The 23,007-nt window shown below is 68.2% G+C and carries 23 protein-coding genes; 11 read left to right on the top strand and 12 right to left on the bottom strand.

Features of this window, described 5'->3' with window-relative positions; genetic code table 11:
* Window positions 1-17: 17 nt before the first annotated feature.
* Window positions 18-1,853 carry a proteasome ATPase gene (gene arc / locus V4U86_RS13930; protein ID WP_395311775.1) on the bottom strand — a complete coding sequence of 612 codons (1,836 nt, stop codon included), beginning with the start codon at window positions 1,851-1,853 and terminating at the stop codon, window positions 18-20.
* A gap of 145 nt (window positions 1,854-1,998) precedes the next feature.
* On the opposite strand from arc, the gene V4U86_RS13935 reads away from it, so the two are divergent.
* The 3 genes from V4U86_RS13935 to V4U86_RS13945 are packed head-to-tail and all read left to right on the top strand — an operon-like array spanning window position 1,999 to window position 3,344.
* Entirely contained in the window at window positions 1,999-2,493 is a 495-nt protein-coding gene (locus V4U86_RS13935; RefSeq protein ID WP_395311776.1) for a hypothetical protein, read from the top strand.
* A gap of 10 nt (window positions 2,494-2,503) precedes the next feature.
* The gene (locus V4U86_RS13940; protein WP_395311777.1) at window positions 2,504-3,043 is read left to right on the top strand and encodes a hypothetical protein; all 540 of its coding nucleotides are present in this window, start codon (window positions 2,504-2,506) and stop codon (window positions 3,041-3,043) included.
* 4 nt (window positions 3,044-3,047) lie between these two features.
* A complete protein-coding gene (locus V4U86_RS13945) occupies window positions 3,048-3,344 on the top strand; it encodes a DUF503 domain-containing protein (RefSeq protein ID WP_395311778.1) in 297 nt (98 codons plus the stop codon).
* 6 nt (window positions 3,345-3,350) lie between these two features.
* Here V4U86_RS13945 and V4U86_RS13950 read toward each other — a convergent pair whose 3' ends face one another.
* Entirely contained in the window at window positions 3,351-4,205 is an 855-nt protein-coding gene (locus tag V4U86_RS13950; RefSeq protein WP_395311779.1) for a tRNA (adenine-N1)-methyltransferase, read from the bottom strand.
* A gap of 85 nt (window positions 4,206-4,290) precedes the next feature.
* Here V4U86_RS13950 and V4U86_RS13955 point away from each other — a divergent pair, with 85 nt between their 5' ends.
* Genes V4U86_RS13955 through V4U86_RS13980 form a run of 6 tightly spaced genes read left to right on the top strand, consistent with a single transcriptional unit; the run spans window position 4,291 to window position 7,932 of the window.
* The gene (locus V4U86_RS13955; protein ID WP_395311780.1) at window positions 4,291-5,163 is read left to right on the top strand and encodes a RecB family exonuclease; all 873 of its coding nucleotides are present in this window, start codon (window positions 4,291-4,293) and stop codon (window positions 5,161-5,163) included.
* Entirely contained in the window at window positions 5,160-5,954 is a 795-nt protein-coding gene (locus tag V4U86_RS13960; protein WP_395311781.1) for a thioesterase family protein, read from the top strand. The genes V4U86_RS13955 and V4U86_RS13960 overlap by 4 nt, the downstream gene beginning before the upstream one ends.
* Window positions 5,951-6,457: a DinB family protein gene (locus V4U86_RS13965; protein ID WP_395311782.1), complete on the top strand. Its 507-nt coding sequence runs from the start codon at window positions 5,951-5,953 to the stop codon at window positions 6,455-6,457. Before V4U86_RS13960 ends, V4U86_RS13965 begins: the two co-directional genes overlap by 4 nt.
* Before the next feature lie 46 nt (window positions 6,458-6,503).
* Window positions 6,504-6,821 (top strand): ArsR/SmtB family transcription factor, encoded by a 318-nt coding sequence (locus V4U86_RS13970; RefSeq protein WP_395312040.1) that lies wholly within the window; start codon window positions 6,504-6,506, stop codon window positions 6,819-6,821.
* Entirely contained in the window at window positions 6,818-7,327 is a 510-nt protein-coding gene (locus V4U86_RS13975; RefSeq protein WP_395311783.1) for an SRPBCC family protein, read from the top strand. Before V4U86_RS13970 ends, V4U86_RS13975 begins: the two co-directional genes overlap by 4 nt.
* On the top strand, window positions 7,324-7,932 hold the full coding sequence (locus V4U86_RS13980; RefSeq protein WP_395311784.1) for a flavodoxin family protein: 609 nt from the start codon (window positions 7,324-7,326) through the stop codon (window positions 7,930-7,932). Before V4U86_RS13975 ends, V4U86_RS13980 begins: the two co-directional genes overlap by 4 nt.
* Here the strand turns inward: V4U86_RS13980 and V4U86_RS13985 are convergent.
* The 6 genes from V4U86_RS13985 to V4U86_RS14010 all read right to left on the bottom strand — a co-directional run bounded on the left by V4U86_RS13985 (window position 7,916) and on the right by V4U86_RS14010 (window position 13,304).
* On the bottom strand, window positions 7,916-9,295 hold the full coding sequence (locus tag V4U86_RS13985; protein WP_395311785.1) for an FAD-containing oxidoreductase: 1,380 nt from the start codon (window positions 9,293-9,295) through the stop codon (window positions 7,916-7,918). The two genes, V4U86_RS13980 and V4U86_RS13985, sit on opposite strands and share 17 nt — an antisense overlap.
* Complete coding sequence (locus tag V4U86_RS13990; RefSeq protein ID WP_395311786.1) at window positions 9,295-9,795, bottom strand: DUF4126 family protein; 501 nt, start codon at window positions 9,793-9,795, stop codon at window positions 9,295-9,297. The genes V4U86_RS13985 and V4U86_RS13990 overlap by 1 nt, the downstream gene beginning before the upstream one ends.
* A gap of 78 nt (window positions 9,796-9,873) precedes the next feature.
* Window positions 9,874-10,719 carry an ATP phosphoribosyltransferase gene (gene hisG, locus V4U86_RS13995; RefSeq protein WP_395312041.1) on the bottom strand — a complete coding sequence of 282 codons (846 nt, stop codon included), beginning with the start codon at window positions 10,717-10,719 and terminating at the stop codon, window positions 9,874-9,876.
* A 23-nt stretch (window positions 10,720-10,742) separates the two neighbouring features.
* On the bottom strand, window positions 10,743-11,024 hold the full coding sequence (locus tag V4U86_RS14000) for a phosphoribosyl-ATP diphosphatase (protein WP_073854996.1): 282 nt from the start codon (window positions 11,022-11,024) through the stop codon (window positions 10,743-10,745).
* A gap of 48 nt (window positions 11,025-11,072) precedes the next feature.
* The gene (locus V4U86_RS14005) at window positions 11,073-12,545 is read right to left on the bottom strand and encodes a sugar porter family MFS transporter (RefSeq protein WP_395311787.1); all 1,473 of its coding nucleotides are present in this window, start codon (window positions 12,543-12,545) and stop codon (window positions 11,073-11,075) included.
* 75 nt (window positions 12,546-12,620) lie between these two features.
* Window positions 12,621-13,304, bottom strand: a complete 684-nt coding sequence (locus tag V4U86_RS14010) for an HAD family hydrolase (protein WP_395311788.1) — start codon at window positions 13,302-13,304, stop codon at window positions 12,621-12,623.
* Between the two features lie 73 nt (window positions 13,305-13,377).
* Here V4U86_RS14010 and V4U86_RS14015 point away from each other — a divergent pair, with 73 nt between their 5' ends.
* Entirely contained in the window at window positions 13,378-14,217 is an 840-nt protein-coding gene (locus V4U86_RS14015; protein ID WP_395311789.1) for an NmrA family NAD(P)-binding protein, read from the top strand.
* Here V4U86_RS14015 and metH read toward each other — a convergent pair.
* Window positions 14,199-17,939, bottom strand: a complete 3,741-nt coding sequence (gene metH / locus V4U86_RS14020; protein ID WP_395311790.1) for a methionine synthase — start codon at window positions 17,937-17,939, stop codon at window positions 14,199-14,201. The genes V4U86_RS14015 and metH overlap by 19 nt on opposite strands.
* A gap of 455 nt (window positions 17,940-18,394) precedes the next feature.
* Between metH and V4U86_RS14025 the strand changes: the two genes are divergently transcribed.
* On the top strand, window positions 18,395-19,264 hold the full coding sequence (locus tag V4U86_RS14025; RefSeq protein ID WP_395311791.1) for a PAC2 family protein: 870 nt from the start codon (window positions 18,395-18,397) through the stop codon (window positions 19,262-19,264).
* Window positions 19,265-19,312: 48 nt separating this feature from the next.
* On the opposite strand, the gene V4U86_RS14030 is transcribed toward V4U86_RS14025, so the two are convergent.
* From V4U86_RS14030 to mshC, 3 genes are read right to left on the bottom strand one after another with little or no spacing between them, the layout of a single operon-like run.
* Window positions 19,313-20,749, bottom strand: coding sequence for a DUF1254 domain-containing protein (locus V4U86_RS14030; RefSeq protein WP_395311792.1), 1,437 nt, complete (start codon window positions 20,747-20,749; stop codon window positions 19,313-19,315).
* The gene (locus V4U86_RS14035; RefSeq protein ID WP_395311793.1) at window positions 20,746-21,627 is read right to left on the bottom strand and encodes an SDR family oxidoreductase; all 882 of its coding nucleotides are present in this window, start codon (window positions 21,625-21,627) and stop codon (window positions 20,746-20,748) included. Before V4U86_RS14035 ends, V4U86_RS14030 begins: the two co-directional genes overlap by 4 nt.
* A gap of 27 nt (window positions 21,628-21,654) precedes the next feature.
* Window positions 21,655-22,893 (bottom strand): cysteine--1-D-myo-inosityl 2-amino-2-deoxy-alpha-D-glucopyranoside ligase, encoded by a 1,239-nt coding sequence (gene mshC / locus V4U86_RS14040; RefSeq protein WP_395311794.1) that lies wholly within the window; start codon window positions 22,891-22,893, stop codon window positions 21,655-21,657.
* Window positions 22,894-23,007 lie beyond the last annotated feature (114 nt).

Raw genomic sequence — 23,007 nt, forward strand, 5'->3', positions numbered from 1 at the left:
TCAGTGCAGTGCCAGGGTCAGAGGTACTGGCCCAGGTTCGACTCGGTGTCGATGGCCCGGCTGGCCGACGAACTCTTCCCGGTGACCAGAGTGCGGATGTAGACGATCCGCTCCCCCTTCTTGCCCGAGATCCGGGCCCAGTCATCGGGATTGGTGGTGTTCGGCAGATCCTCGTTCTCGGCGAACTCGTCGACGATCGAATCGAGCAGGTGCTGGATACGCAGACCCTTCTTCCCGGTCTCCAGCACCGACTTGATGGCGTACTTCTTCGCCCGGTCCACCACGTTCTGGATCATGGCGCCGGAGTTGAAGTCCTTGAAGTACATGACTTCCTTGTCACCGTTGGCGTAGGTGACCTCCAGGAACCGGTTGTCGTCGATCTCGGCGTACATCCGGTCCACGACCTTCTCGATCATCGTCTTGATCGTCAGCGCGCGGTCACCGACGAACTCCTGCAGATCGTCGTCGTTGATCGGCAGATCCTCGGTGAGGTACTTGCTGAAGATGTCCTGGGCGGCTTCGGCGTCGGGCCGCTCGATCTTGATCTTCACGTCCAGGCGGCCGGGCCGCAGGATGGCCGGGTCGATCATGTCCTCGCGGTTGGAGGCGCCGATGACGATCACGTTCTCCAGACCCTCGACACCGTCGATCTCGCTGAGCAGCTGGGGCACCACGGTGGTCTCCACGTCCGAGCTGACGCCCGTGCCGCGGGTGCGGAAGATCGAGTCCATCTCGTCGAAGAACACGATCACCGGGGTGCCCTCGGATGCCTTCTCCCGGGCCCGCTGGAAGATCAACCGGATATGGCGCTCGGTCTCGCCGACGAACTTGTTGAGCAGCTCGGGGCCCTTGATGTTCAGGAAGTACGACTTCGCCTCGCGGGAGTCCTCGCCACGCAGCTCGGCCATCTTCTTGGCCAGCGAGTTCGCCACAGCCTTGGCGATCAGCGTCTTGCCGCACCCGGGCGGACCGTAGAGCAGCACACCCTTGGGCGGGCGCAGCGCGTACTCCTTGTACAAGTCCTTGTGCAGGAAGGGCAGCTCCACCGCATCGCGGATCTGCTCGATCTGCCGGGTCAGGCCGCCGATGTCGCCGTAGCTGACGTCGGGCACCTCCTCCAGCACCAGGTCCTCCACCTCGGCCTTCGGGATGCGCTCGAACGCATACCCGGCCTTGGTGTCGACCAGCAGCGAGTCGCCCGGGCGCAGCTTGCGCGGCTGCTCACCGTCGAGTGAGGGCTCCACCTCGATGCCCTCGGGCAGGAATTCCTCGGCGACCAGCGGTTCGGCCAGCCACACGATGCGTTCCTCGTCGGCGTGCCCGACCACCAGCGCGCGGTGTCCGTCGGACAGGATCTCGCGCAACGTGCTGATCTCACCGACTGCCTCGAAGGTGCCGGCTTCCACCACGGTCAGCGCCTCGTTGAGGCGCACCGTCTGACCCTGCTTGAGCCCGGCCGCCTCGATGTTCGGGGACAGCGTCAGCCGCATCTTGCGGCCGGAGGTGAAGACGTCGACGGTCTCGTCCTCGTAGGTCGCGAGCAACACGCCGTAGCCGCTGGGCGGCTGACCGAGCCGGTCGACCTCCTCGCGGAGCGCCAGCAATTGCTGACGCGCTTCCTTGAGCGTGTCCATCAGCTTGGCGTTGCGTGCCGCCAGGGAGTCGATCCTCGCCTCGAGCTGCTGTACGTCGCGGGCGGTCCGCAACCCACTGGACTGCCCGACGGTCCCCTCGAGTTGTTCGCGGAGCGCGGCGGCCTCGCGGCGCAACCGCTCCAGCTCGGCGGCATCTTCGGCGGACATACCGGATTCGTGGGGTGTTCCGAAACTCCCAGAACGCTCGGACTCACTCATGTTGCGCTCCCTCCCGCACCGAATGTTGGTGCAGTAACACCTTCAACGCTACCGGCGATTCAGCCTTTGTGTGTGCTCTAGGAATTCGACACACCCGCAACGCTGTTAACCTCCTTGATGAGTTTGCCCCATTGAAAGGCCCACCGTGATCTTCAAAACCCTCGCAATCGGCTTCGTAACCAGCGCCGCAGCAGCCGGCATCGTTACCGCAGCGACCGCGGGAGTGACCTCCGTTGCGTCCGGCGCGGCCCCGGCCATCACGCCGGTCGTGTGGGACACCCCGATGCCGCAGGCGCCCGCACCGGAACTGCAGGCGCCGTTGGCGCAGACGCTGGCCGGGCTCGCCGGTCCCGGCGGATTCGCCGGCAAGAAGGTCTTCATCGAGGGCGGTCTGGGCCGCATCGAGACCATCGCCGCCGATCGCGCCTACAGCAACGCGGCCGCCAAGGGACAGTTCCCGCTGACCTTCAACGTCGTCGACATCGACGTGAACGGTCCGGTCGCCACCGCGAACGTGACCGCCACCGCGGCCACCGGCGGGACCGCCACCCAGGGCGTCACGTTCATCGCCGGCCCGAGCCCGACCGGCTGGCAGGTCTCCAAGCAGTCGGCGATGGCGCTGCTGTCGGCGGTCGGCTGACGCCACGACGATGCGCCGCCTCGCCGCGCTGCCCGCCAGGGCGGTCCTGAGCGCCACCATCTCGGTGCTGGTGCTCGGACTGTCGGGCTGCGGCGAGGAGCCGGTGCCGCCGATGCCCGAACCGTCGCCGTTCTCGGCGGCGGTGCCGGGGCCGGAGACGGCTCCCCAGGCGCCGTTGCCGCCGCCCGAGGCCCTGACCGCGGTGCTCCAGAAGCTCGCCGATCCATCGATTCCCGGTGAGCAGAAGGTCGCTCTGGTCCAGCACGCCACCGCCGACGACGGCGCGGCGCTGGACCGGTTCGCCAAGGCCACCGTCGACGGCGGGTTGGCGCCGCTGACCTTCCGGGCCGCCGACCTGTCCTGGTCACCCACCGACTACGGGGACGTGGTCGCGACCGTCACCGCCGAATCGGCCAACCCGGGCCCGCAGGCTCGCCCCTTCACCTTCCCCATGCAGTTCACCCTGTACGAGGGCGCCTGGCAGCTGACCCGGGAGACCGCCGATCAACTGCTCGAACTGGGCCCGCAGCCGCCGGACCCTCCGCGGTAGGACCATGTGGATCGGCTGGCTGGAGTGTGACCTGCTGCTCGGCGATGTGCACTCCCTGAAGGCGAAGCGTTCGGTGGTCCGCCCGGTGATCGCCGAACTGCGCCGCCGGTTCGCGGTGTCGGCGGCCGAAACCGGGGATCAGGATCTGCACCGCCGGGCCGGCATCGGCATCTCGGTGGTGGCCGGCGATCGCGCACACGTCGTGGATGTGCTCGACGCCGCCGAACGCCTGGTGGCGGCCCGACCGGAGCTGGAGTTGCTGTCCACCCGGCGCGGCCTGCACCGCAGCACCGACGAGTAGGCCGGATCAGGCCTGCGGGCGTTTACGACGCAGCGGGGTCGGCGTCACGGTGCCCGGGGCCAACTTGCGGGCGCTGACCAGGAACGCGGTGTGCCCGCGCATGTTGTGCTGCGGACGCACCGCCAGACCCACCACGTTCCAGCCGCGCTGCATGGTCTCCCAGGCCCGGGGCTCGGTCCAGCACTGCTGCTCGCGCAGCGCCTCCACGACGCGGGACAGCTGGGTGACGGTCGCGACGTAGACGATCAGCACACCGCCGGCCACCAGCGCCGTGGACACCGTGTCCAGCACCTCCCACGGCGCCAGCATGTCCAGGACCACCCGATCGACTTCCTGGTCGCCCGTCGCTGCGCTCGCCCCGGCGGGATACTCGTTCAGGTCGGCGATCCGCAGATCCCAGTTGGCCGGCCGCTCACCGAAGAACGTCTCCACGTTGCGGATGGCGTGCACGGCGTGGTCGTCGCGCACCTCGTAGGAGATGACCTGACCGGTCGGGCCCACCGCGCGCAGCAGCGAACAGGTCAGTGCGCCGGACCCGGCACCGGCCTCCAGCACCCGCGCCCCGGGAAAGATGTCGCCCTCGTGCACGATCTGGGCGGCGTCCTTGGGATAGATCACCTGCGCTCCGCGCGGCATCGACAGCACGTAGTCGATGAGCAGCGGCCGCAACACCAGGAAGGCGTCGCCATTGGTCGATTTGACGACACTGCCCTCGGGTTGACCGATCACGTTGTCGTGCGGGATGGCGCCGCGGTGGGTGTGGAACTCGGCACCGGGCGTGAGCACCATGGTGTAGTGCCGTCCCTTGGCATCGGTGAGTTGTACGCGATCGCCGACGACGAACGGACCAGTGATTTGCACGGGGTCAGCCTGCCAGACGCGCCGCCACCGTTCCGAATCGTCGTCCTCCGAATCGTTGTCGGGAGCCGGGCTTAGGCTGCAGGGTATGAGCGCGCCAGCACCTTCGCGGACCGGTTGGCGTCCGGCACTGTCACCGTCCCGGGCCAGCGATTTCAAGCAGTGCCCGCTGCTGTACCGGTTCCGGGCCATCGACCGGCTGCCCGAACCGGTGTCGGCCGCGCAGCTGCGCGGGTCGGTCGTACACGCCGCGCTCGAGGATCTCTACGCACTGCCCGCGGCCGAGCGCGGCCACGACACCGCGCTGACCCTGATCGACCCGGCGCTGGAACGGGTGGTGTCCGAGGCCGGTGAAACGGGGCTGGAACTCGACGCGGCGCTGCGTACCGAACTGCTGCGTGACGCCCGCAAGCTGCTGTCCGGTTACTACCGACTCGAGGACCCGACGCGGTTCGACCCGCACAGTTGTGAACAGCGGGTCGAGGTCGAGCTGGAGGACGGCACACTGCTGCGCGGTTTCGTCGACCGCATCGACATCGCTGCGACCGGCGAGATGCGGGTGGTCGACTACAAGACCGGCAAGTCACCGTCGCAGCTGTGGGCCCTGGCCGAGGCCAAGGCGCTGTTTCAGATGAAGTTCTATGCCGTCGCGCTGTGGCGGTCGCGTGGTGTGCTGCCGGCGAAACTGCGGCTGCTCTACCTCGCCGACGGTCAGGTGCTGGACTACTCCCCCGATCTCGATGAGCTCCAGCGTTTCGAGCGGACGCTCACCGCGATCTGGCGGGCGATCCAATCCGCGGGCAGCACAGGCGACTTCCGGGCCAGCCGCTCGAAGCTGTGCGGGTGGTGTGCGCATCAGCAGTTCTGCCCGGAGTTCGGCGGCACCCCGCCGCGCTATCCGGGCTGGCCGGAGCAGCCCGAGGCCCAGGGGCGAAGAGCCCCGGAGATGATGGCAGAGTGAGCGACGCGCACTACCGACGGCTGTCCGGGTCCGACGGATTCCAGGTCTTCGAATCCACCATAGGTACTGCCAGCAACTGGGATTCCTCGATCCAGCACGGGTCGCCGCCGCTGGCGCTGCTGACCAAGGCGATCGAGGAGCTCTACAGCGATCGCCCGGAGTTGCGGGTGGGTCGGCTGTTGCTGGACATCCTGGGCGCCATCCCGGTGGCCCCGGTGAAGGTCCGCGCCTGGGTGGAGCGCCCCGGCGCCCGGATCACCATGGCGGTCGCCGAGATGCGCGCGGTCGAAGGATCCGACCGGGTGCTGGCCCGGGTCAGCGCCTGGCTGCTGGCCACCAGTGACACCGCCGATGCGGCCACCGACCGGTACCCGCCCCTGACCGAGGGCACCGCCTCGGCCGACGCGCACGCATGGTTGGGCGCCCCCGGCTATCTGGACACCGTGAGCTGGCGTCGACAGCAGACGGCGCCCGGTGAGCCCGCCGTGTCCTGGATGAGTCCACTTGTGCCACTGGTCGATTCCGAGCCGCTCACCGATCTGCAGCGGCTGGCGATGGTGGTGGACTCGGCCAACGGTGTGGGAGCGGCGCTGGATCCCGACCGGTTCGTGTTCATGAACACCGACACCGCGGTGCACCTGCACCGGGCGCCGCGCGGCAACGATTTCGCGTTGCGGGCCCGCGGGTCGATCGGACCCGATGGCATCGGCGTGACGACGGCGGAGATCTTCGACCGGCACGGATTCATCGGCACCTCGGCGCAGACCCTGCTGGTGCAGCGGGCGCCGTGATCGAGGCCCTGCGCAACCAGTTCGACCTGGCCTGGGAGCTGACCGATCTTCACCTGAGCGCACTGACCGAGGATGACTTCCTTTGGGAACCCGCCGCAGTGGTGTGGACGCTACATCGCGGCGCCGGCGGATCCTGGCACCCGGACTGGGCTGAGACCGAACCGGACCCGGTCCCGGTGCCGACCATCGGCTGGCTCACCTGGCATGTCATCTACTGGTGGTCGGCGGCAGTCGACGAGCTGACCGGCATGCCCGTCCGGCCGCCCGGCGAGATCGGTTGGCCCGGCCCGGTGAATTCGGTACAGGCGATCAGATCCCTGCGCGATCGGTGGCGGGAGATCCTGGCGGCGCTGGGCCCGGACGATCTCGGCGCCCCCTGTGACTTCCCGTGGGGGCCGGGCGCGGGCCGGACCGTCGCCGACACCGTGCTGTGGCTGAATATCGAGTTGGCCAAGAACGGTTCCGAGATCGGCCTGCTGCGAATGCTGCGGGCCGCCCACTGACCTGTATGTGCTTGCATCTATATAGATGATGGGCAATACTGGTGGGGTGGATGTCTTCGAGGCCGTCGCCGAACCCAGCCGGCGCACCCTGCTCGACGCACTGCGGCACGGCGAGCGCAGCGCGGGCGAGTTGGTCGAAACCCTGCCCGGGCTGACCCAGCCGACCGTGTCCCGTCATCTCCGGGTGCTGCGCGAGGTCGGCCTGGTCGAGGTCCGTTCCGATGCGCAGCGGCGCATCTACGCCCTGCGCGCCGACGGGCTCGTCGAGATGGACGCCTGGATCGCGTCCTACCGGCATTTCTGGGCCAACCGCCTCGACGCACTCGAAGACCACCTGCGCACAACCTTCGGGGAGTCGTCGTGACCGCGCCTGACGGCCGTGTCGTCGTCGACGGTGACCGCGCGGTGCTGCACTTCGAACGCCGATTCCCCTATCCGGTCGAGCAGGTGTGGACCGCGATCACCGATCCCGATCACCGCGGAAAGTGGCTGGGACGCACCGTGATCGACCCGCGAGAGGGCGGAATGATTGATACCGTCGCCTCCGGTCCACCGCTACCGCCCGAGCGCAAGCGGATGACCGGCCGGATCCTGGTGTGGGACCCGCCGCACGTTTTCGAACACGAGTGGCTCCAGCCCATCGTCGAGCCCGGGGTGGTCCGCTATGAGCTCAGTCCCGAAGGGACGGGCACCCTGCTGCGGTTCAGTCACCGGGGGCTCAGCGCACCGAACGCCAACGGCTTCCGGACCGGGACACACGCGTTCCTCGACCGGCTCGCCGCACATCTTGCCAGTGAACCGTTACCCAATTGGGCGCAACGCGTGCAGGCCATCTCGGGCTTCGCGCCGACAGCTGAGGAGTTCTCATGACCGCACACACATTCGGGACCGCGGCGATCGTCATCGCCTACCACTCCGGATTCGGGCACACCGCGACCCTGGCCTCCGCGGTCGCCGATGGTGCGCGTGCCGGCGGGGCCACCGTGCACGAGGTGCCCGTCGACACCATGGCCGACGCGGACTGGGCCCTGCTGGACGGGGCCGACGCGATCATCTTCGGCGCCGCCACCTACATGGGCAACGTGTCGGCCGGATTCCAGGCGTTCACGGAGAAGACCGGGCGGCGCTGCATCACCGGTGCCTGGCGGGACAAGGTCGCCGCGGGTTTCACCAACTCCGGCGCCAAGAGCGGCGACAAGCTGACCGCCTTGATCTCCATGAGCGTGTTCGCCGCCCAGCACCACATGCATTGGGTCAGTTTGGGTTTGGGTCCGGGCTGGAACTCCTCGACCGGCAGCGAGCACGACCTGAACCGGCTCGGGTTCTGGCTCGGCGCCGGCGCGCAGACCGATGTCGACGCCGCAGCCGAGAACGTCCACCCCGCCGACGTCGCGACCTGCCGGCACCTCGGACAGCGCGTCGCCGAGGTCACCGCCCAGCTCAATGCCGGACGCGCGGCTATGTCAGCGGCTTGAGGTCCTGCAGCAGGGTCGGCACCAGCTCGCTCACGGTGGGATGGATGTGCATCGTGCGCGAGATCGCGGTGTAGGGCAGTTTCGCGGTCATCACGTCCAGGATGGCGTGCACCACCTCGTCACCGCCGACCCCGAGGATCGCGGCGCCCAGGATCTGCTCGGTCTCGGCGTCGACCACCACCTTCATGAAGCCCTGGGTCTCACCCTTCTCCACCGCGCGCCCGACGCGCGTCATGGGGCGCTTGCCCACCAACGCTTTCCGGCCCGAGCGGCGCACCTCGTCGGCGGTCATCCCGGCCCGGCCCAGCGGCGGGTCGATGTAGAGCGCGTAGGTCGGAACCCGGTCACTGACCCGGCGCGGGTCGTCGTCGAGCAGGTTCGCGGCCACGATTTCGAAATCGTTGTAGGAGGTGTGGGTGAACGCACCCCGGCCGTTGCAGTCCCCCATCGCCCAGATGTGTCCGACACTGGTGCGCAGGGTGTCGTCGACCTCGATGTAGCCGCGGTGGTCGGTGCGCACACCGGCGTTCTGCAGACCGAGATCGTCGGTGTTGGGCGTCCGGCCGACGGCGATCAACGCGTGGCTGCCGACGATCGGATCGGCCCCGGCACCGGTGCTGACCTGAAATCCGTTCTCCAGCTTGGTGAAACGGATGTCATCGGCGCCGGGGTGGATCTCGATCCCTTCGGCCTCCAGGATCTCGCGGATGGCCGCCGAGACATCCTCGTCCTCGCGTGAGGTCAGTCGCGGGCCCCGCTCGAGCACCGACACCCGGGCGCCGAAGCGGCGGTACATCTGCGCGAACTCCAGGGCGATGTAGCTCCCGCCGACGATGACGAGGTGCTCGGGCACGGTATCCAGTTCCAGGACAGAAACATTGGTCAGGTAGTCGATGTCGGACAGGCCCGGCAGGTCCGGCACCACGGCCCGGCCGCCCACGTTGAGGAAGATCCGGTCCGCGCCCAGCGCCCTGCCGTCCAGGTCGAGGGTGTGCGGATCGGTGAAGCGGGCGTGCCCGCGCAGCAGCGTCGCGCCGTCCATCCCGTCGATCCAGTTCTCCACACCGCGCCGGTCGCCTTCGACGATGCCGTCCTTGCGGGCCTTGACCCGGGCCATGTCGACGGTGATCTCGCCCGTGCCGATGCCGAAGTCGGCACCGCGGCGGGCGATGTGCGCGGCATGCGCACTGGCTACCAGGGTCTTGGTGGGGATGCACCCATAGTTCACACAGGTGCCGCCGACGAGTTTGCGTTCGATCACGGCCACCTTCTGGCCGGCCGCGGTCAGCCGGCCGGCCAACGGTGGTCCGGCCTGACCGGCCCCGACGATGATCGCGTCGAATTCGGTGACGTCGGCGGGCATCAGATCAGGGTCGCGAGTGCGACGACGGCGAACCCGCCGAGAACGGCCACCGCGTCCTCGACGAGGGCGACGGGAAGGTCGTTGCCACCGTTGCGCTCCACGAGGGCCCTGCGGGCCCGGTAGCCGCCCAGGGTGCCCAGCACCGCGCCGATGACCCCGGCCCCGATACCGGAGACCACGGTGCCGGTCTTGACCGCCACCAAGGCGCCGGTGACCAGAACCGCACCGGCGAACCCGCCGGTCAGCAGCCGGGCCGAGAATTGTGCGGCCACCGTCCGCGCCGGGGTGTTGGGAAGCTGATCGGTGACCAGCTCCACCACCAGCAGGATGGTGAGCACCGTGACGGTGATGGGGTGGGCCACCCACTCGGCCCAGGTGCCGTCCAGATCGATCCAGCCCAGCGCACCGCCCCAGGCGACCACGGCGGGTGGCGTCAGCGCCCGCAGACCGGCGACGACACCGATCAGCAGGGCCAGCACCAGAACGAGAACGATCGTCATGACCACCTCCGGGCACACCGATGATTTTCCCGGACGCTAACACGCAGAACGGTTACAGGCCCGGTTAATCGAATCGGCTCAGAAGCGGCAGAACCTGATGTCGGAGGCCAGGATCGCCTTGGCGCCGATCGCGGCGAGCTCGTCCATGATCGAGTTGACGTCGCGCCGCGGCACCAGCGCCCGCACCGCCACCCAGTCCGGGTCAGCCAGCGGAGCGATCGTGGGCGACTCGAGCCCCGGGGTGACGGCGCTGGCCGCCTCCAGCACGCTGCGCGGGCAGTCGTAGTCGAGCATCAGGTACTGCTGGCCGAAAACCACGCCCTGGACGCGGGCGGCCAGCTGGTCGCGGGCAGGGTCCGGCTCGGCATCCGTCCGCTCGATCAGGACCGCCTCGGAGTCGCACAGCGATTCCCCGAAGGCCACCAGATTGTGCAGCCCCAGAGTGCGTCCGGAGCCGACGATGTCGGCGATGACGTCGGCCACCCCGAGCTGGATGGATATCTCCACGGCACCGTCGAGGCGGATGACGGTCGCCTCGATTCCCTTGTCCGCCAAATTCTTACGAACCAGATTCGGGTAAGCGGTGGCGATCCGCTTGCCGGCCAGCTTGTCGACGGTCCAGCTCTGGCCGGCCGGTGCCGCGTAGCGGAACGTGGACGACCCGAATCCGAGGGCCAACCGTTCCCGCACCGGCGCGCCGGACTCGGCGGCCAGATCGCGTCCGGTGATGCCGAGGTCGAGCTGCCCCGAACCCACGTAGATCGCGATGTCCTTGGGCCGCAGGAAGAAGAATTCGACATTGTTGGCCGGGTCGACGACCGTCAGATCCTTGGAGTCGGTCCGTCGCCGGTAACCGGCCTCGGACAGGATTTCGGCGGCGGACTCGCTGAGGGCGCCCTTGTTGGGCACCGCGACTCGCAGCACCCCGGCCCGCGTTGCGTGCGCCATCACAGGTTCCGGTACACGTCGTCGAGGCTCAGACCGCGCTTGAGCATCAGTACCTGAGTCCAGTAGAGCAACTGGCTGATCTCCTCGGCGAGTGCGTCGTCGCTCTCGTGCTCGGCGGCCAGCCACACCTCGCCGGCCTCCTCGAGGATCTTCTTACCCAGCCCGTGCACACCGGCGTCCAGCGCCGCGACCGTCCCACTACCGGCAGGCCGGGTCTGTGCTTTCTCACTCAGCTCGGCGAACAGGCCGTCGAAGGTCTTCACGGACCGCAATTCTTTCACGGACCCGTTCGCGCGGTCACGCGGGTTTCACCTCACCGGCCCGGCCGCTCACCGAGGCGCCGGGCGGTCCCCCTCGCTGAGTACCTCGGCGTGCATGTCCTCCAATGAGACGCCCTTGGTTTCACGCACCCACTTCGTCACGAACAGGAACGACAGCACGGCACACAACGCATAGAAACCGTAGGCCAGGCCCAGCTGATTGCGCAGTTCGGGGAAGGTGACCGTGATCAACCAGTTCGCCGCCCACTGGCCGGCCGCGGCCAACCCCAGCGCGGCCGCCCGGATGCGGTTGGGGAACATCTCGCCCAACAGCACCCACACCACCGGGCCCCAGGACATGCCGAACGCGACGACGAACAGGTTCGCGGCGATCAATGCGATCACGCCGGACGCACCGGGCAGGCTGGGCGTGCCGTCGGGGTTGACCGTGGCGTTGGCGAAGATGACGGCCATGGTGCCCAGGGTGACCGCCATCCCCGCCGAACCGATCAGAAGCAGCGGCTTGCGGCCGATCTTGTCGATCAGCCCGATCGCGATCAGCGTGGTCAGCACGTTGACCACCGAGGTGATCACGGTGTAGATCGCCGAGTCGTCGGCACTGAAACCGACGGCCTGCCAGAGCACATTCGAGTAGTAGAAGATGACGTTGATCCCGACGAACTGCTGGAAGATCGACAGGCCCAGGCCGACCCACACGATGCCGTAGATGCCGCCGGTCGGTTTCTTCAGGTCACGCCAGGACGGCTCGTCCTCGCGCTCCAGGGTGTCCCGGATGCGAGTGATGGTGATCTCCAGATTCCTCTGCCCGAGCAGCATGGTCAGCACCCGACGGGCTTCCGGAATCTTGTGGGCGGCAACGAGATAACGCGGAGACTCCGGAATGGTGTAGGCCAGGCTGCCGTACAGCACGGCGGGCACCGCCATCGCCAGGAACATCCAGCGCCAGGCGTCCAGGCCCAGCCACAGCACCTCGTTGGGTCCGCCGGCGATCCACTGCAGCAGCCAGTTCACCGCGAACGAGGCGAAGATGCCCAGCACGATCGCCAGTTGCTGCAGCGAGCCCAGCCGGCCGCGGATCCCGGGTGGTGAGGTCTCGGCGATGTAAGCCGGCGCGATGACCGAGGCGACACCGACGCCGATCCCGCCGACGATGCGGAACACCACCAGGGTGATGGTCTCGGGAGCCAAACCGCTGCCGAATGCGCTGATGAGAAACAGCACCGCGGCGATCTTCATCACCGCGATGCGCCCGATCCGGTCCGCGATGCGGCCGGCCGACAGGGCGCCGGCGGCGGCACCTAGCAGCGCCGAGGCGACGGCGAGCCCCAGCGCGTAGTTGCCGATCCCGAAGTCTTCCTGGATAGAGTCCACCGCGCCGTTGATCACCGCGCTGTCGTAGCCGAACAGCAGGCCGCCGAGTGCGGCCACCGCGGCGATCCTTACCGCTGTGTGACCGGAGTGGAACCCGGAATCATCGTCGAGGAACGAAGCGTCATCTCCGCCGACCGGACCGTGTGTCATCGACTCGTCCTTCCGCATCGTGCTGCGATGGGTGTCACATCACAATCGCACAGACGCGGTGGGATCGGGCCCGGATCAGGCGCTGCGTTCGTCCAATGCTTCACCGAGTTCGCTGTGCACGACCCGTAGATCGGACACCGACAGCCCGGCCAGCGACTCGGCGTGCCGGCGCAGCGGGCCGACAGGCACCTCGATCTCGTTGGGCACGACCAGAACCGGGCACCCGGCGGACTCCGCCGAGGTCGATCCGGTCACCGAATCCTCGATGGCCAGGCAGTCCGCGGGGCGCAGGCCGAGAATCTCGGCGGCCCGCAGATACGGGTCGGGCGACGGTTTGCCGGCGGGCACCTCGTCCCCGCACACCGACACCGAGAAGTAGTGCCGGCCGATCGACTCCAGCGCCTGATCGGCCAGATCGCGACGGGTGTTGGTGACCAACGCCATCGGCACGCCGGCCGCGGACAGCCCCTCGAGCATCTCCCGTGCGCCGGCGCACCAGGGCAGGCCGGCCGCGAAGAGTCCCCCGACGTACTCGTGCAGCCAGTCCGCGGTCCGGGCCATGTCCGCGGGATCGGGCTCCAGGCCCAGATCGGCGTACACGATGTTCATCACGGTCTCGCTGGAGCCGCCGATCGTGCTGGTCCGCACCTGTGCGCTCAGCTGCCGTCCGTGTCGGCGGTAGAGCTCGTGAATGCCGAAATCCCAGAGCTTTTCGGAGTCCACGATGGTGCCGTCCATATCCCACAACACAGCACGCATGTTTGCCATCCTCTCATCGACCGGGCGGGCCGGAAAATCGAAGGCCGTCGGTGCGCGCGGTTAACGTGGTCGCATGACGGTTCTTGTGACGGGCGCCACCGGCAACATCGGCCGAAAGGTCGTGGATCGACTACTCGAACTGGAGGTCCCCGATATCCGGGCACTGACCAACAATCCCGCCAAGGCGAATCTGCCCGAGGGCGTGGAGGTGGTCACCGGCTACCTCGGCAAGCCGGAGACGCTGTCGGTGGCGCTGGCCGACGTGGACCGGCTGTACCTGGCGCCGTACCCGCCGACGATCGGCATCACCTGCGAGATGATCGCGGCGGCCCGGGTGTCCTGCCTGGTGGCGCTTTCCGGTGGCGCGCACTGGCAGCAGCACGCCGATACGATCGCCGGGGCGGGCGTGCCAACCATCCAGCTCGGGCCGGGTGAGTTCTGCGAGAACTTCGCCATGTGGGCCCCGCAGATCGCGGCCACCGGCACGGTTCGTGAGCCCTACCCCGACGTGGTCGAGGCCCCGATCGCGATGGACGACATCGCCCGCGTCGCAGCAGCCCTGCTCGCCGCGCCCGACGATCATCTGGGGCAGATGTACGAGCTGACCGGACCGCAGGCGCTGACCCGGGCCCAGATCGCCGAACAGATCGGGGTCGGCATCGGCCGGCCGGTGCGGTTCGAGACGTGCAGCCGCGAAGAGGCCCTGGCGACGCTCGCGCCGGTCATGGGTGACCAGGCGAACTGGTACGTCGACCTCCTGGCGGCCGGAGTGCAGGCGCCGCAGCAGGCCAACGGCCTCGTCGCCGAACTGACCGGCGCACCGGCGATCTCGATCGACGAGTGGGCCCGCCGCAACGCCGATCAGTTCTCCTTGCCGGACAACGGTTCCGGGGGTCAGTCCTCCGGGTTGTAGCCGAGGTTGGGGGCCAGCCAGCGCTCCGCCTCGGCCAGGGTCCAGCCCTTGCGCCGCGCATAATCGGCGACCTGGTCCTGAGCCAACCGGCCCACCACGAAGTACTGCGACTGCGGGTGCGAGAAGTACCAGCCGCTGACGGCGGCTCCGGGCCACATCGCCATCGACTCGGTCAGCTCGATACCGGTCCGCTCGGTGACGTCCATCAGGTCGAAGAGCGTGGTCTTCTCGGTGTGCTCCGGGCAGGCCGGGTAGCCGGGGGCCGGACGGATCCCGACGTAGCGCTCCCCGATCAGCGCTTCGTTGTCGAGCTGCTCGTCGGGCTGATAGCCCCAGAACTCCTGGCGCACCCGCTGGTGCAGCCGCTCGGCGAACGCCTCGGCCAGCCGGTCGGCCAGCGACTCCAGCAGGATCGCGCTGTAGTCGTCGTGGTCGGCCTTGAACTCCATGATCTTGTCCTGGCTGCCCAGGCCCGCGGTGACGGCGAACGCCCCGACGAAATCCTGCAGACCGGTTTCTCTGGGGGCGATGAAGTCACCCAGGGACCGGTTCGGGATGCCGTCGCGGTGCTCCCCCTGCTGGCGCAGGTTGTGCAGGGTGGTCCGCACCTGTGACCGGGTCTCGTCGGTGTAGACCTCGATATCGTCGCCGACGGCGTTGGCCGGGAAGAAGCCGATCACCCCGTTGGCGGTCAGCCATTTCTCCTTGATCAGGGTGTCCAGCATCTCCTGGGCGTCGTCGTACAGCTTGCGGGCGGCCTCCCCGGACGCCGGGTTGTTCAGGATGTCCGGGAAGCGGCCCTTCATCTCCCAGGCGTTGAAGAACGGCTGCCAGTCGATGTACTCCCGCAATTCGGCCAGGTCGTAGTTCTCGAACTCGCGCACGCCGAGGCCCTGGGCCGGCACCGGCGGGGTGTAGCCGTCCCAGTCGATCGGGGTCCGGTTGGCCCGGGCCTTCTCCAGGGTCAGCATCGGCCGCTCGTTCTTCTGGGCGTGCCGTTCACGAAGAGCCGCGTAGTCCTTCGCGGTGGCCTCCAGCAGCGCCGGCCGCTGTTTGTCGTCGAGCAGCGCGGCGGCCACCGGAACCGAACGCGACGCGTCCTTGACCCAGACGACCGGCCCGCTGCGGCGCGGCGAGATCTTCACGGCCGTGTGCGCGCGCGAGGTGGTCGCGCCACCGATGAGCAACGGGATCTCCAGCCCCGCGCGTTCCATCTCGACGGCGAAGTTGCTCATCTCGTCCAGCGACGGGGTGATCAAACCGGACAGACCGATGATGTCGGCGTCGTGTTCCTTGGCCGCGTCCAGGATCTTCTGCGCGGGCACCATCACGCCGAGGTCGATCACCTCGAAGTTGTTGCACTGCAGAACGACTCCGACGATGTTCTTCCCGATGTCGTGGACGTCCCCCTTCACGGTGGCCATCACGATCGTGCCGTTGGTGTCCTTGGACGAGGACGTTCCGTTGGCTTCCTTCTCCGCCTCGATGAACGGCAGCAGGTACGCGACGGCCTTCTTCATCACCCGGGCCGACTTCACCACCTGGGGCAGGAACATCTTGCCCGCGCCGAACAGGTCGCCGACCACGTTCATGCCGTCCATCAGCGGGCCCTCGATCACCTCGATGGGCCGCCCACCGGCGGCGGCGATCTCGGCGCGCAGTTCCTCGGTGTCGTCGTCGACGTGCGCGTCGATGCCCTTGACCAGGGCGTGGGTGATCCGCTCCCGGACGGGCAGGCCGCGCCACTCCGCGGCTTTCGGGTCCTCACCCTTGTCCTTGGAGTTGAACCGCTCGGCGATCTCGAGGAGCCGTTCGGCCGCGTCCTCGCGCCGGTTGAGCACCACGTCCTCGATGCGCTCGCGCAGCTCGGGGTCGATCGAGTCGTACGGCACCAGCGCACCGGCGTTCACGATGCCCATGTCCAGGCCGGCCTTGATGGCGTGGAACAGGAACACCGCGTGGATGGCCTCGCGGACCGGATTGTTGCCGCGGAACGAGAACGACACGTTGGAGATACCGCCGGAGATGTGCACCCCGGGCAGATTCTCCTTGATCCAGGCGCAGGCCTCGATGAAGTCGATCCCGTAGGTGGCGTGCTCCTCGATACCGGTGGCCAGCGCGAAGCAGTTCGGGTCGAAGATGATGTCCTCGGCGGGGAAACCGACCTCTTCGGTCAGGATCCGGTAGGCGCGCCCGCAGATCTGTTTGCGGCGCTCGAGGTTGTCGGCCTGGCCCTGTTCGTCGAAGGCCATCACGACGACGGCCGCGCCGTACTTGCGGCACAGCCGGGCCTCGCGGATGAACTTCTCCTCGCCCTCCTTCAGGGAGATCGAGTTGACGATCGGCTTGCCCTGCACGTTCTTCAGGCCCGCCTCGATGACCTCCCACTTGGAGGAGTCGATCATCACCGGGACCCGGCTGATGTCCGGTTCGGCGGCGATCAGCTTGGTGAACCGGTCCATCGCGGCGACACCATCGATCATGCCCTCGTCCATGTTGATGTCGATGACCTGCGCCCCGACCTCGACCTGCTGCAGGGCCACCGACAGCGCGGTGTCGTAGTCCTCGGCCTTGATCAGGTTGCGGAACCGGGCCGAGCCGGTGATGTTGGTGCGCTCCCCGATGTTCACGAACAACGAGCTGTCGGTGATGTTCAGCGGTTCCAGACCGGAGAGCCGGGTGGCCACCGGGATCTGCGGCAGTTCGCGGGGAGTCTTGCCGTCGACCACCTTGGCGATCTCGGCGATGTGCGGCGGTGCGGTGCCGCAGCACCCGCCCACCAGGTTGACCAGGCCGGCGTCGGCGAACTCGGCGATGTAGGACGCCTGCCGCTCCGGGGACTCGTCGTACTCGCCGAACGCGTTGGGCAGGCCGGCGTTCGGGTAGCAGGAGACGTAGGTGTCCGCGATGCGGGCCATCTCGGCGATGTAGGGCCGCATCTCGGGTGCGCCGAGGGCGCAGTTGAGGCCGACCGCGATCGGCTTCGCGTGCCGGACCGCATTCCAGAACGCCTCGGTGACCTGGCCGGACAGTGTGCGCCCGGATGCGTCGGTGATGGTGCCTGAGATGATCACCGGCCAGCGCCGACCGCGCTGCTCGAACAACGTCTCGACGGCGAACACGGCCGCCTTGGCGTTCAGCGAGTCGAAGATCGTCTCGATGATGATCAGGTCGGCGCCCCCGTCGACCAGGCCGTTGGCCGCCTCCAGATAGGCGGCGACCAGCTGGTCGTAGGAGACGTTGCGGGCACCGGGATCGTTGACATCCGGTGAGATGGACGCGGTGCGCGTCGTCGGCCCGAGCGCCCCGGCGACGTAACGGGGCTTGTCCGGGGTGCTGAACTCATCGCAGGCCGCACGCGCCAGGGCGGCGCCGGCATAGTTCAATTCGTAGGCGAGCTCTTCCATCCCGTAGTCGGACAGCGAGACCGCGTTCGCGTTGAACGTGTTGGTCTCCAGGATGTCCGCGCCCGCTTCCAGGTACTCGCGGTGGATACCCTCGATGATCTGCGGCTGCGTCAGGTTGAGCAGGTCGTTGTTGCCCACCAGGTCGCTCGGCCAGTCCTTGAACCGGTCGCCGCGGTAGCCGGCCTCGTCGGGGCGGTCCCGCTGGATCGCCGTGCCCATCGCGCCGTCGATCACCACGATCCGCTGCTGCAGCGCCGCGGTCAGCTCGTCGATGCAGTCGGGGCGGATGTTCGGCTCAAGGCCTGTCACGTGCACTCCTTCCGGTGGCGGAAGGCGTCCTTGACTCTGCCGAGCGTGGCGGATACCAGGGGGAATGGCCCCGGATAACCGTTGCAACGCCTCTCGACCCTCGAAAGTCTACGTCGTCACCCGATGGGCGTCCCGACGCCCGAGGCGTCACCGCGACAACAGCTCGCGGATCTTGTCGGCAGGTCAACGCCACCTTGGCTGGACCTGTTGTAGTCCAACGTATTTGGTCTCGACCTCATGGACACCGGCCAGGATGCCGGCACCGGGCATGACACGCCGGCCGGGCACATCCGGTCGGCGGGTGTCGTGCGGGTGTCGGAAGCCGGCGGTCACATGAACAGAGTAGTCCGGCTAGCCAAATGGGTTTGTCTCCCGCCGCCCCGACCACCGGGTTCCGGCCGGCACATCGCCGTGCGGCCCGCCGTGGCTCATCACCGCGATCCAGGGCTTACGCTGGCAGTGTGACACCGTCGGATGCGAACGTGCCCGGCCTGCCGGAACTGCAGAACACAGTTGTGGTGGCGGCCTTCGAGGGCTGGAACGACGCCGGCGACGCGGCGAGCGGGGCTCTGGAGCACCTGGACTCGATATGGGAAGCCGAGACCATCGTCGAGATCGACGATGAGAGCTACTACGACTACCAGGTGAATCGGCCGGTCATCCGCCAGATCGACGGCGTCACACGTGAGTTGGTCTGGCCGTCGATGCGAATCTCGCACTGCCGCCCGCCCGGCAGCGATCGCGACATCGTGTTGATGCACGGCGTCGAACCGAACATGCGCTGGCGTACGTTCTGCGCAGAGCTGCTGGCCATCGCCGACAAGCTGAACGTCGACACCGTCGTCATCCTGGGCGCGCTGCTCGCCGACACGCCGCACACCCGCCCGGTCCCGGTGTCCGGTGCCGCGTACTCGGCGGAGTCGGCCAAGCTCTTCGGGCTGGAGGAGACCCGCTACGAGGGGCCGACCGGTATCGCCGGGGTGTTCCAGGACGCCTGCGTGCAGGCCGGGATCCCGGCGGTGACGTTCTGGGCGGCGGTCCCCCACTATGTGTCGCAGCCGCCCAACCCGAAGGCCACCGTGGCGCTGCTGCGGCGCGTCGAGGACGTCCTCGACATCGAGGTGCCGTTGGCCGACCTGCCCACCGCGGCCGAGGAATGGGAGCAGGCGGTCACCGAGATGACCGCCGAGGACGACGAGATCGCCGAGTACGTGCAGTCGCTGGAGGAACGCGGCGACGCCGAGGTGGACATGAACGAGGCTCTCGGCAAGATCGACGGCGATGCGCTGGCCGCGGAGTTCGAGCGCTACCTGCGAAGGCGCGGCCGCTGAGCGGCCGATCAGGCCTGAGCCGCTGAGCGGCCGGTCAGGCCAGAGCCGCTAGCCGACCCGCTCCGGCTGCGGCGCCTGCCAGCTGCCGTTCAGCGCGTCCGGTTTGGGCCAGTACAGCCGCAACACTACGACGAACGGGCCCTCCGGGGCCGGCAGCCAGTTCGCTTCCCGGCCCGGACCGGGCGACTCGTGTTGGATGTTCAGCGAGTAGCCGCCGTCTGGGTCCTGGATCAGGTCGGGCAGCATCTCCGAGTTGACCAGGTAGCGGTTGATCGGATTCTGCACCAGCTGGCTGGACGGCAGCTCGTACATGGTCAGCGACCAGAACGCGTTGACCGGCGGCAACTGCCCCGGCTCGAACCGGTAGGTGTACTTCTGCGCCCCGGTCAGCGGCGCCCCGTCGGAGTCGTTCATCGCGCTCGGATACAGCGCCTCGGCCGCGGTGTTGCCGTAGATCCCCAGCACCGCGCCCGCCATCCGGTAGAGATAGTTGCCGTCCAGCTGCTCGGCGGTGCCGAAGAACTGCGCCGACCCGACCTCGCCGGTGTCCACCTTGTCCTTCTTGAATGCGTCGAACTCTGCCCACGCGTCGGCCATGCCGTCCTCGACGGCCGTGCGCATCTCCGGGCTCAGTTTGTCGGCGTCGAAGTCCCCGTCCGGGCCGATACCGATGCGCGCGAACCGGTCCCGCAGTTCCTGTTCGCCCGGTGCCGCCGGGGCGAACCGCAGCGCGGCATTGAGTACCTCGAAGAACTGCGGCGAGGTCTTCTGCGCCTCCGCGGTCAGCGGCGGGGTGAAGTCGATCGGCGGGGCGGCGGCCGGCGACGGCTGGTTGAGCGCCACCGACAGCGGCGCCACCTGGTAGCCGGCCTGGATCTTCTTGACGTTGTCGATGTCGGACGGGCCGAACAGTTGGGTCCGGTACATCACGAACGCCAGATCCGTGCCGGCCCGGATGACCTCGTCGATGCCCTCGGGTTTGTCGCCCTGCCAACCGGGCCCGGCCAGCAGGTATCGCCCACCGGCGTTGCCGGTGGAGCGGCTGCCCACATACCCGACGTTGTAGGTGTAGCCGTCGACGAACTGCAGTGAGTAGTAGCGGTCCTGTTCGATCGGCGGCACCGTCAGCACCAATGGTTCGGCGCGCAGGTCCGCACCGACGAACGAATACGGGGTGTCCGAGTTCGGGGTCTGGATCGCGGTGTCCTCGGGGGTGTACACCCGGGCGAAGTTGTGGATGGCGTTCCAGCCGCCCTTGTATTCGGGGTCGTCCTTGTTCACGAAGTAGGCGTACTGCACCCGATAGTTGTCGACCATCGGAAACCCGTAGATGTAGGCCTCTTTCGCGATCGCCCGGGCCTCGTCGAGCGAGACCGGACGGTCCGCGGCGGGGCTCTGCGTCGGGGTCGGGTCCGGTTCCCTGGCGGCAGGACTGCAGCCCGCGAGGGCGGCGACGAGGACCATCACCCAGAGCAGACGGGTCACTGCTTCTCCAATGCTTCGGTGCGGGCGCTGGTGTTGCGGCCCAGGGCGGCTGCCTCGGCGTCGAGTTCGGGCAGGAGTTCGGGGGTGAACCGCCGGATGTCACGCTCGGCCAACGGGGTCGAGACCAGCGGCCGGATCCACCGGAACACCCCGACCCAGGCCGGGCAGTAGATCCGCTTCTTGCGGCGTTCGATGCCCTTGACGAATGCGGCGCCGCATTCGGTGACCGTGGTGGTGCGTTTGAGTGGGCCGGGCATCCGGGTGAGCATCTCACGGAACGCGGCCAGATCGGCCTTGGCGTCCTGCACCAGCGGGGTGTCGATCCAGCTCATGTGGGCCGAACCGACGTCCACCCCGAGGTGGGCCACCTCCAGGCGCAGCGTGTTGGCGAAGTACTCCGCGCCGGCCTTGGAGGCGTGGTAAGCCGCCAGCCCCGGCGCCGAGGTGAAGGCTGCCAGCGAGGAGACCACCAGCACGTAGCCGCGCCGCTCGATCACCGACGGCAGCGTGGCGCGGACCGTGTTGAACACGCCGACGACGTTGACGTCCTGCACCCGTTTGAAGGCGGCGGGATCGACCTGCAGGACGGAGCCGAAGCTGGCGATTCCGGCGTTCGCCAGCACCACGTCGATACCCCCGAAACGCGCCACCGCCGCGTCGGCGGCGCGTTGCATGGCCGCCAGGTCACGCACGTCGGCCAGCGCGGTCAGCACGTGGGCCTCACCGCCCAACTCGGCGGCGAGCTCGGCCAGCGGTGCGGCATCGAGGTCGGTGAGCACCAGTTTCGCGCCCTTGCGGCGCAGCCGGCGGGCCACCTCCGCGCCCACACCGCGGGCACCCCCGGTGATGAAGACGACCTTGCCGTGCAGTGAGCTCATGGCGATCAACGTACCCGCCCGCTCCGTTTACAGGTCTACACCCAGCAAACTGTCGACGATGTCGGCGACCAGTTTGGGAGCGCCCTGGTCGCCACCACCGTAGGTCACTGCGTCGGTACACCAACCGTCAAGGGCGGCAAGTGCTTTGGGGGTATCGAGATCGTCGGCCAGATAGCTGCGCACCCGGCTCAGCACATCGGTGGCGTCCGGCCCGGACGGCAGCGCCGTCGCCGCCCGCCAGTGCTGCAGCCGGGCGTTGGCCTCGTCCAGGATGGCCGGGCTCCAGTACCGGTCTTCGCGGTAGTGCCCGGCGAACAGTCCCAGCCGCACCGCGCCCGGATCGACCCCGTCGGCGCGCAACCGGGACACCAGGACCAGGTTGCCGCGGCTCTTGCTCATCTTGTGCCCGTCCCAGCCGATCATCCCGGCGTGCACATAGTGCCGGGCGAACCGGCGCTCCCCGGTGACGCATTCGGCGTGCGCGGCGGAGAACTCGTGGTGCGGGAAGATCAGATCCGACCCGCCGCCCTGGATGTCCAGGCCGGTGCCGATCCGGTCTAGGGCGATGGCCGTGCACTCCACATGCCAGCCCGGGCGGCCGTCACCGAACGGCGAGGGCCAGCTGGGCTCGCCCGGCCGCTGCGCGCGCCACAGCAGCGCGTCGAGCGGATCGGACTTGCCGGGGCGATCGGGGTCACCACCGCGTTCGGCGAACAGTCGCGCCATGGTGTCGTGGTCGTAGCCCGACTCGTAGCCGAACTGCTCGGTGGCGTCCGCGCGGAAGTACACGTCCGGGTACTGCGCATCGTCGACCACATACGCGGCCCCGGATGCCAGCATCTTCTCGACCAGCGTGATCACTTCGGCGATCGCGTCGGTGGCGGCCACATAGTCACGCGGCGGCAGCACCCGCAGCGCGGTCATGTCCTCGCGGAACAGCTGGGTCTCGCGGTCGCCGAGTTCGCGCCAGTCGATTCCGTCGCGCTCGGCCCGTTCGAACAGCGGGTCGTCCACGTCGGTGATGTTCTGCACGTAGTGCACGTCGTGCCCGCTGTCCCGCCACACCCGGTTGATCAGGTCGAAGGCCAGGTAGGTCGCGGCGTGGCCGAGATGGGTCGCGTCGTACGGGGTGATGCCGCACACGTACATGGTGGCGGTCTGGCCGGGCGACACCGGGCGCACCTGCCGGTCGGCGGTGTCGTACAGCCGCAGCGGTACACCCCTGCCGGGCAATGTGGGAACGGTCGGCGCCGGCCAGGACTGCATGACGTCGACTCTAAGGTGTTCGGTCACCGATGCCTTTCGATGGTGTGGTTCGTGCCGGATGCCGCTCACGGGAACCGACAAGTTCGGCGCCGAATACATTCCCGCAATCCCCGA

The sequence above is a fragment of the Mycobacterium sp. AMU20-3851 genome (genome assembly GCF_043974665.1).
Taxonomy (GTDB): domain Bacteria; phylum Actinomycetota; class Actinomycetes; order Mycobacteriales; family Mycobacteriaceae; genus Mycobacterium.

Excerpts from the sequence above, each read along its gene's own strand:
- V4U86_RS13980 (WP_395311784.1), top strand. The coding sequence starts at position 7,324 with ATGACCGCACACACATTCGGGACCGCGGCGATCGTCATCGCCTACCAC.
- V4U86_RS14035 (WP_395311793.1), bottom strand. The coding sequence starts at position 21,627 with ATGAGCTCACTGCACGGCAAGGTCGTCTTCATCACCGGGGGTGCCCGC.
- V4U86_RS14015 (WP_395311789.1), top strand. The coding sequence starts at position 13,378 with ATGACGGTTCTTGTGACGGGCGCCACCGGCAACATCGGCCGAAAGGTC.
- V4U86_RS14010 (WP_395311788.1), bottom strand. The coding sequence starts at position 13,304 with ATGCGTGCTGTGTTGTGGGATATGGACGGCACCATCGTGGACTCCGAA.
- V4U86_RS14005 (WP_395311787.1), bottom strand. The coding sequence starts at position 12,545 with ATGACACACGGTCCGGTCGGCGGAGATGACGCTTCGTTCCTCGACGAT.
- V4U86_RS13955 (WP_395311780.1), top strand. The coding sequence starts at position 4,291 with ATGAGCGCGCCAGCACCTTCGCGGACCGGTTGGCGTCCGGCACTGTCA.
- mshC (WP_395311794.1), bottom strand. The coding sequence starts at position 22,893 with ATGCAGTCCTGGCCGGCGCCGACCGTTCCCACATTGCCCGGCAGGGGT.
- V4U86_RS13985 (WP_395311785.1), bottom strand. The coding sequence starts at position 9,295 with ATGCCCGCCGACGTCACCGAATTCGACGCGATCATCGTCGGGGCCGGT.
- arc (WP_395311775.1), bottom strand. The coding sequence starts at position 1,853 with ATGAGTGAGTCCGAGCGTTCTGGGAGTTTCGGAACACCCCACGAATCC.
- V4U86_RS13940 (WP_395311777.1), top strand. The coding sequence starts at position 2,504 with ATGCGCCGCCTCGCCGCGCTGCCCGCCAGGGCGGTCCTGAGCGCCACC.
- V4U86_RS13945 (WP_395311778.1), top strand. The coding sequence starts at position 3,048 with ATGTGGATCGGCTGGCTGGAGTGTGACCTGCTGCTCGGCGATGTGCAC.
- V4U86_RS13990 (WP_395311786.1), bottom strand. The coding sequence starts at position 9,795 with ATGACGATCGTTCTCGTTCTGGTGCTGGCCCTGCTGATCGGTGTCGTC.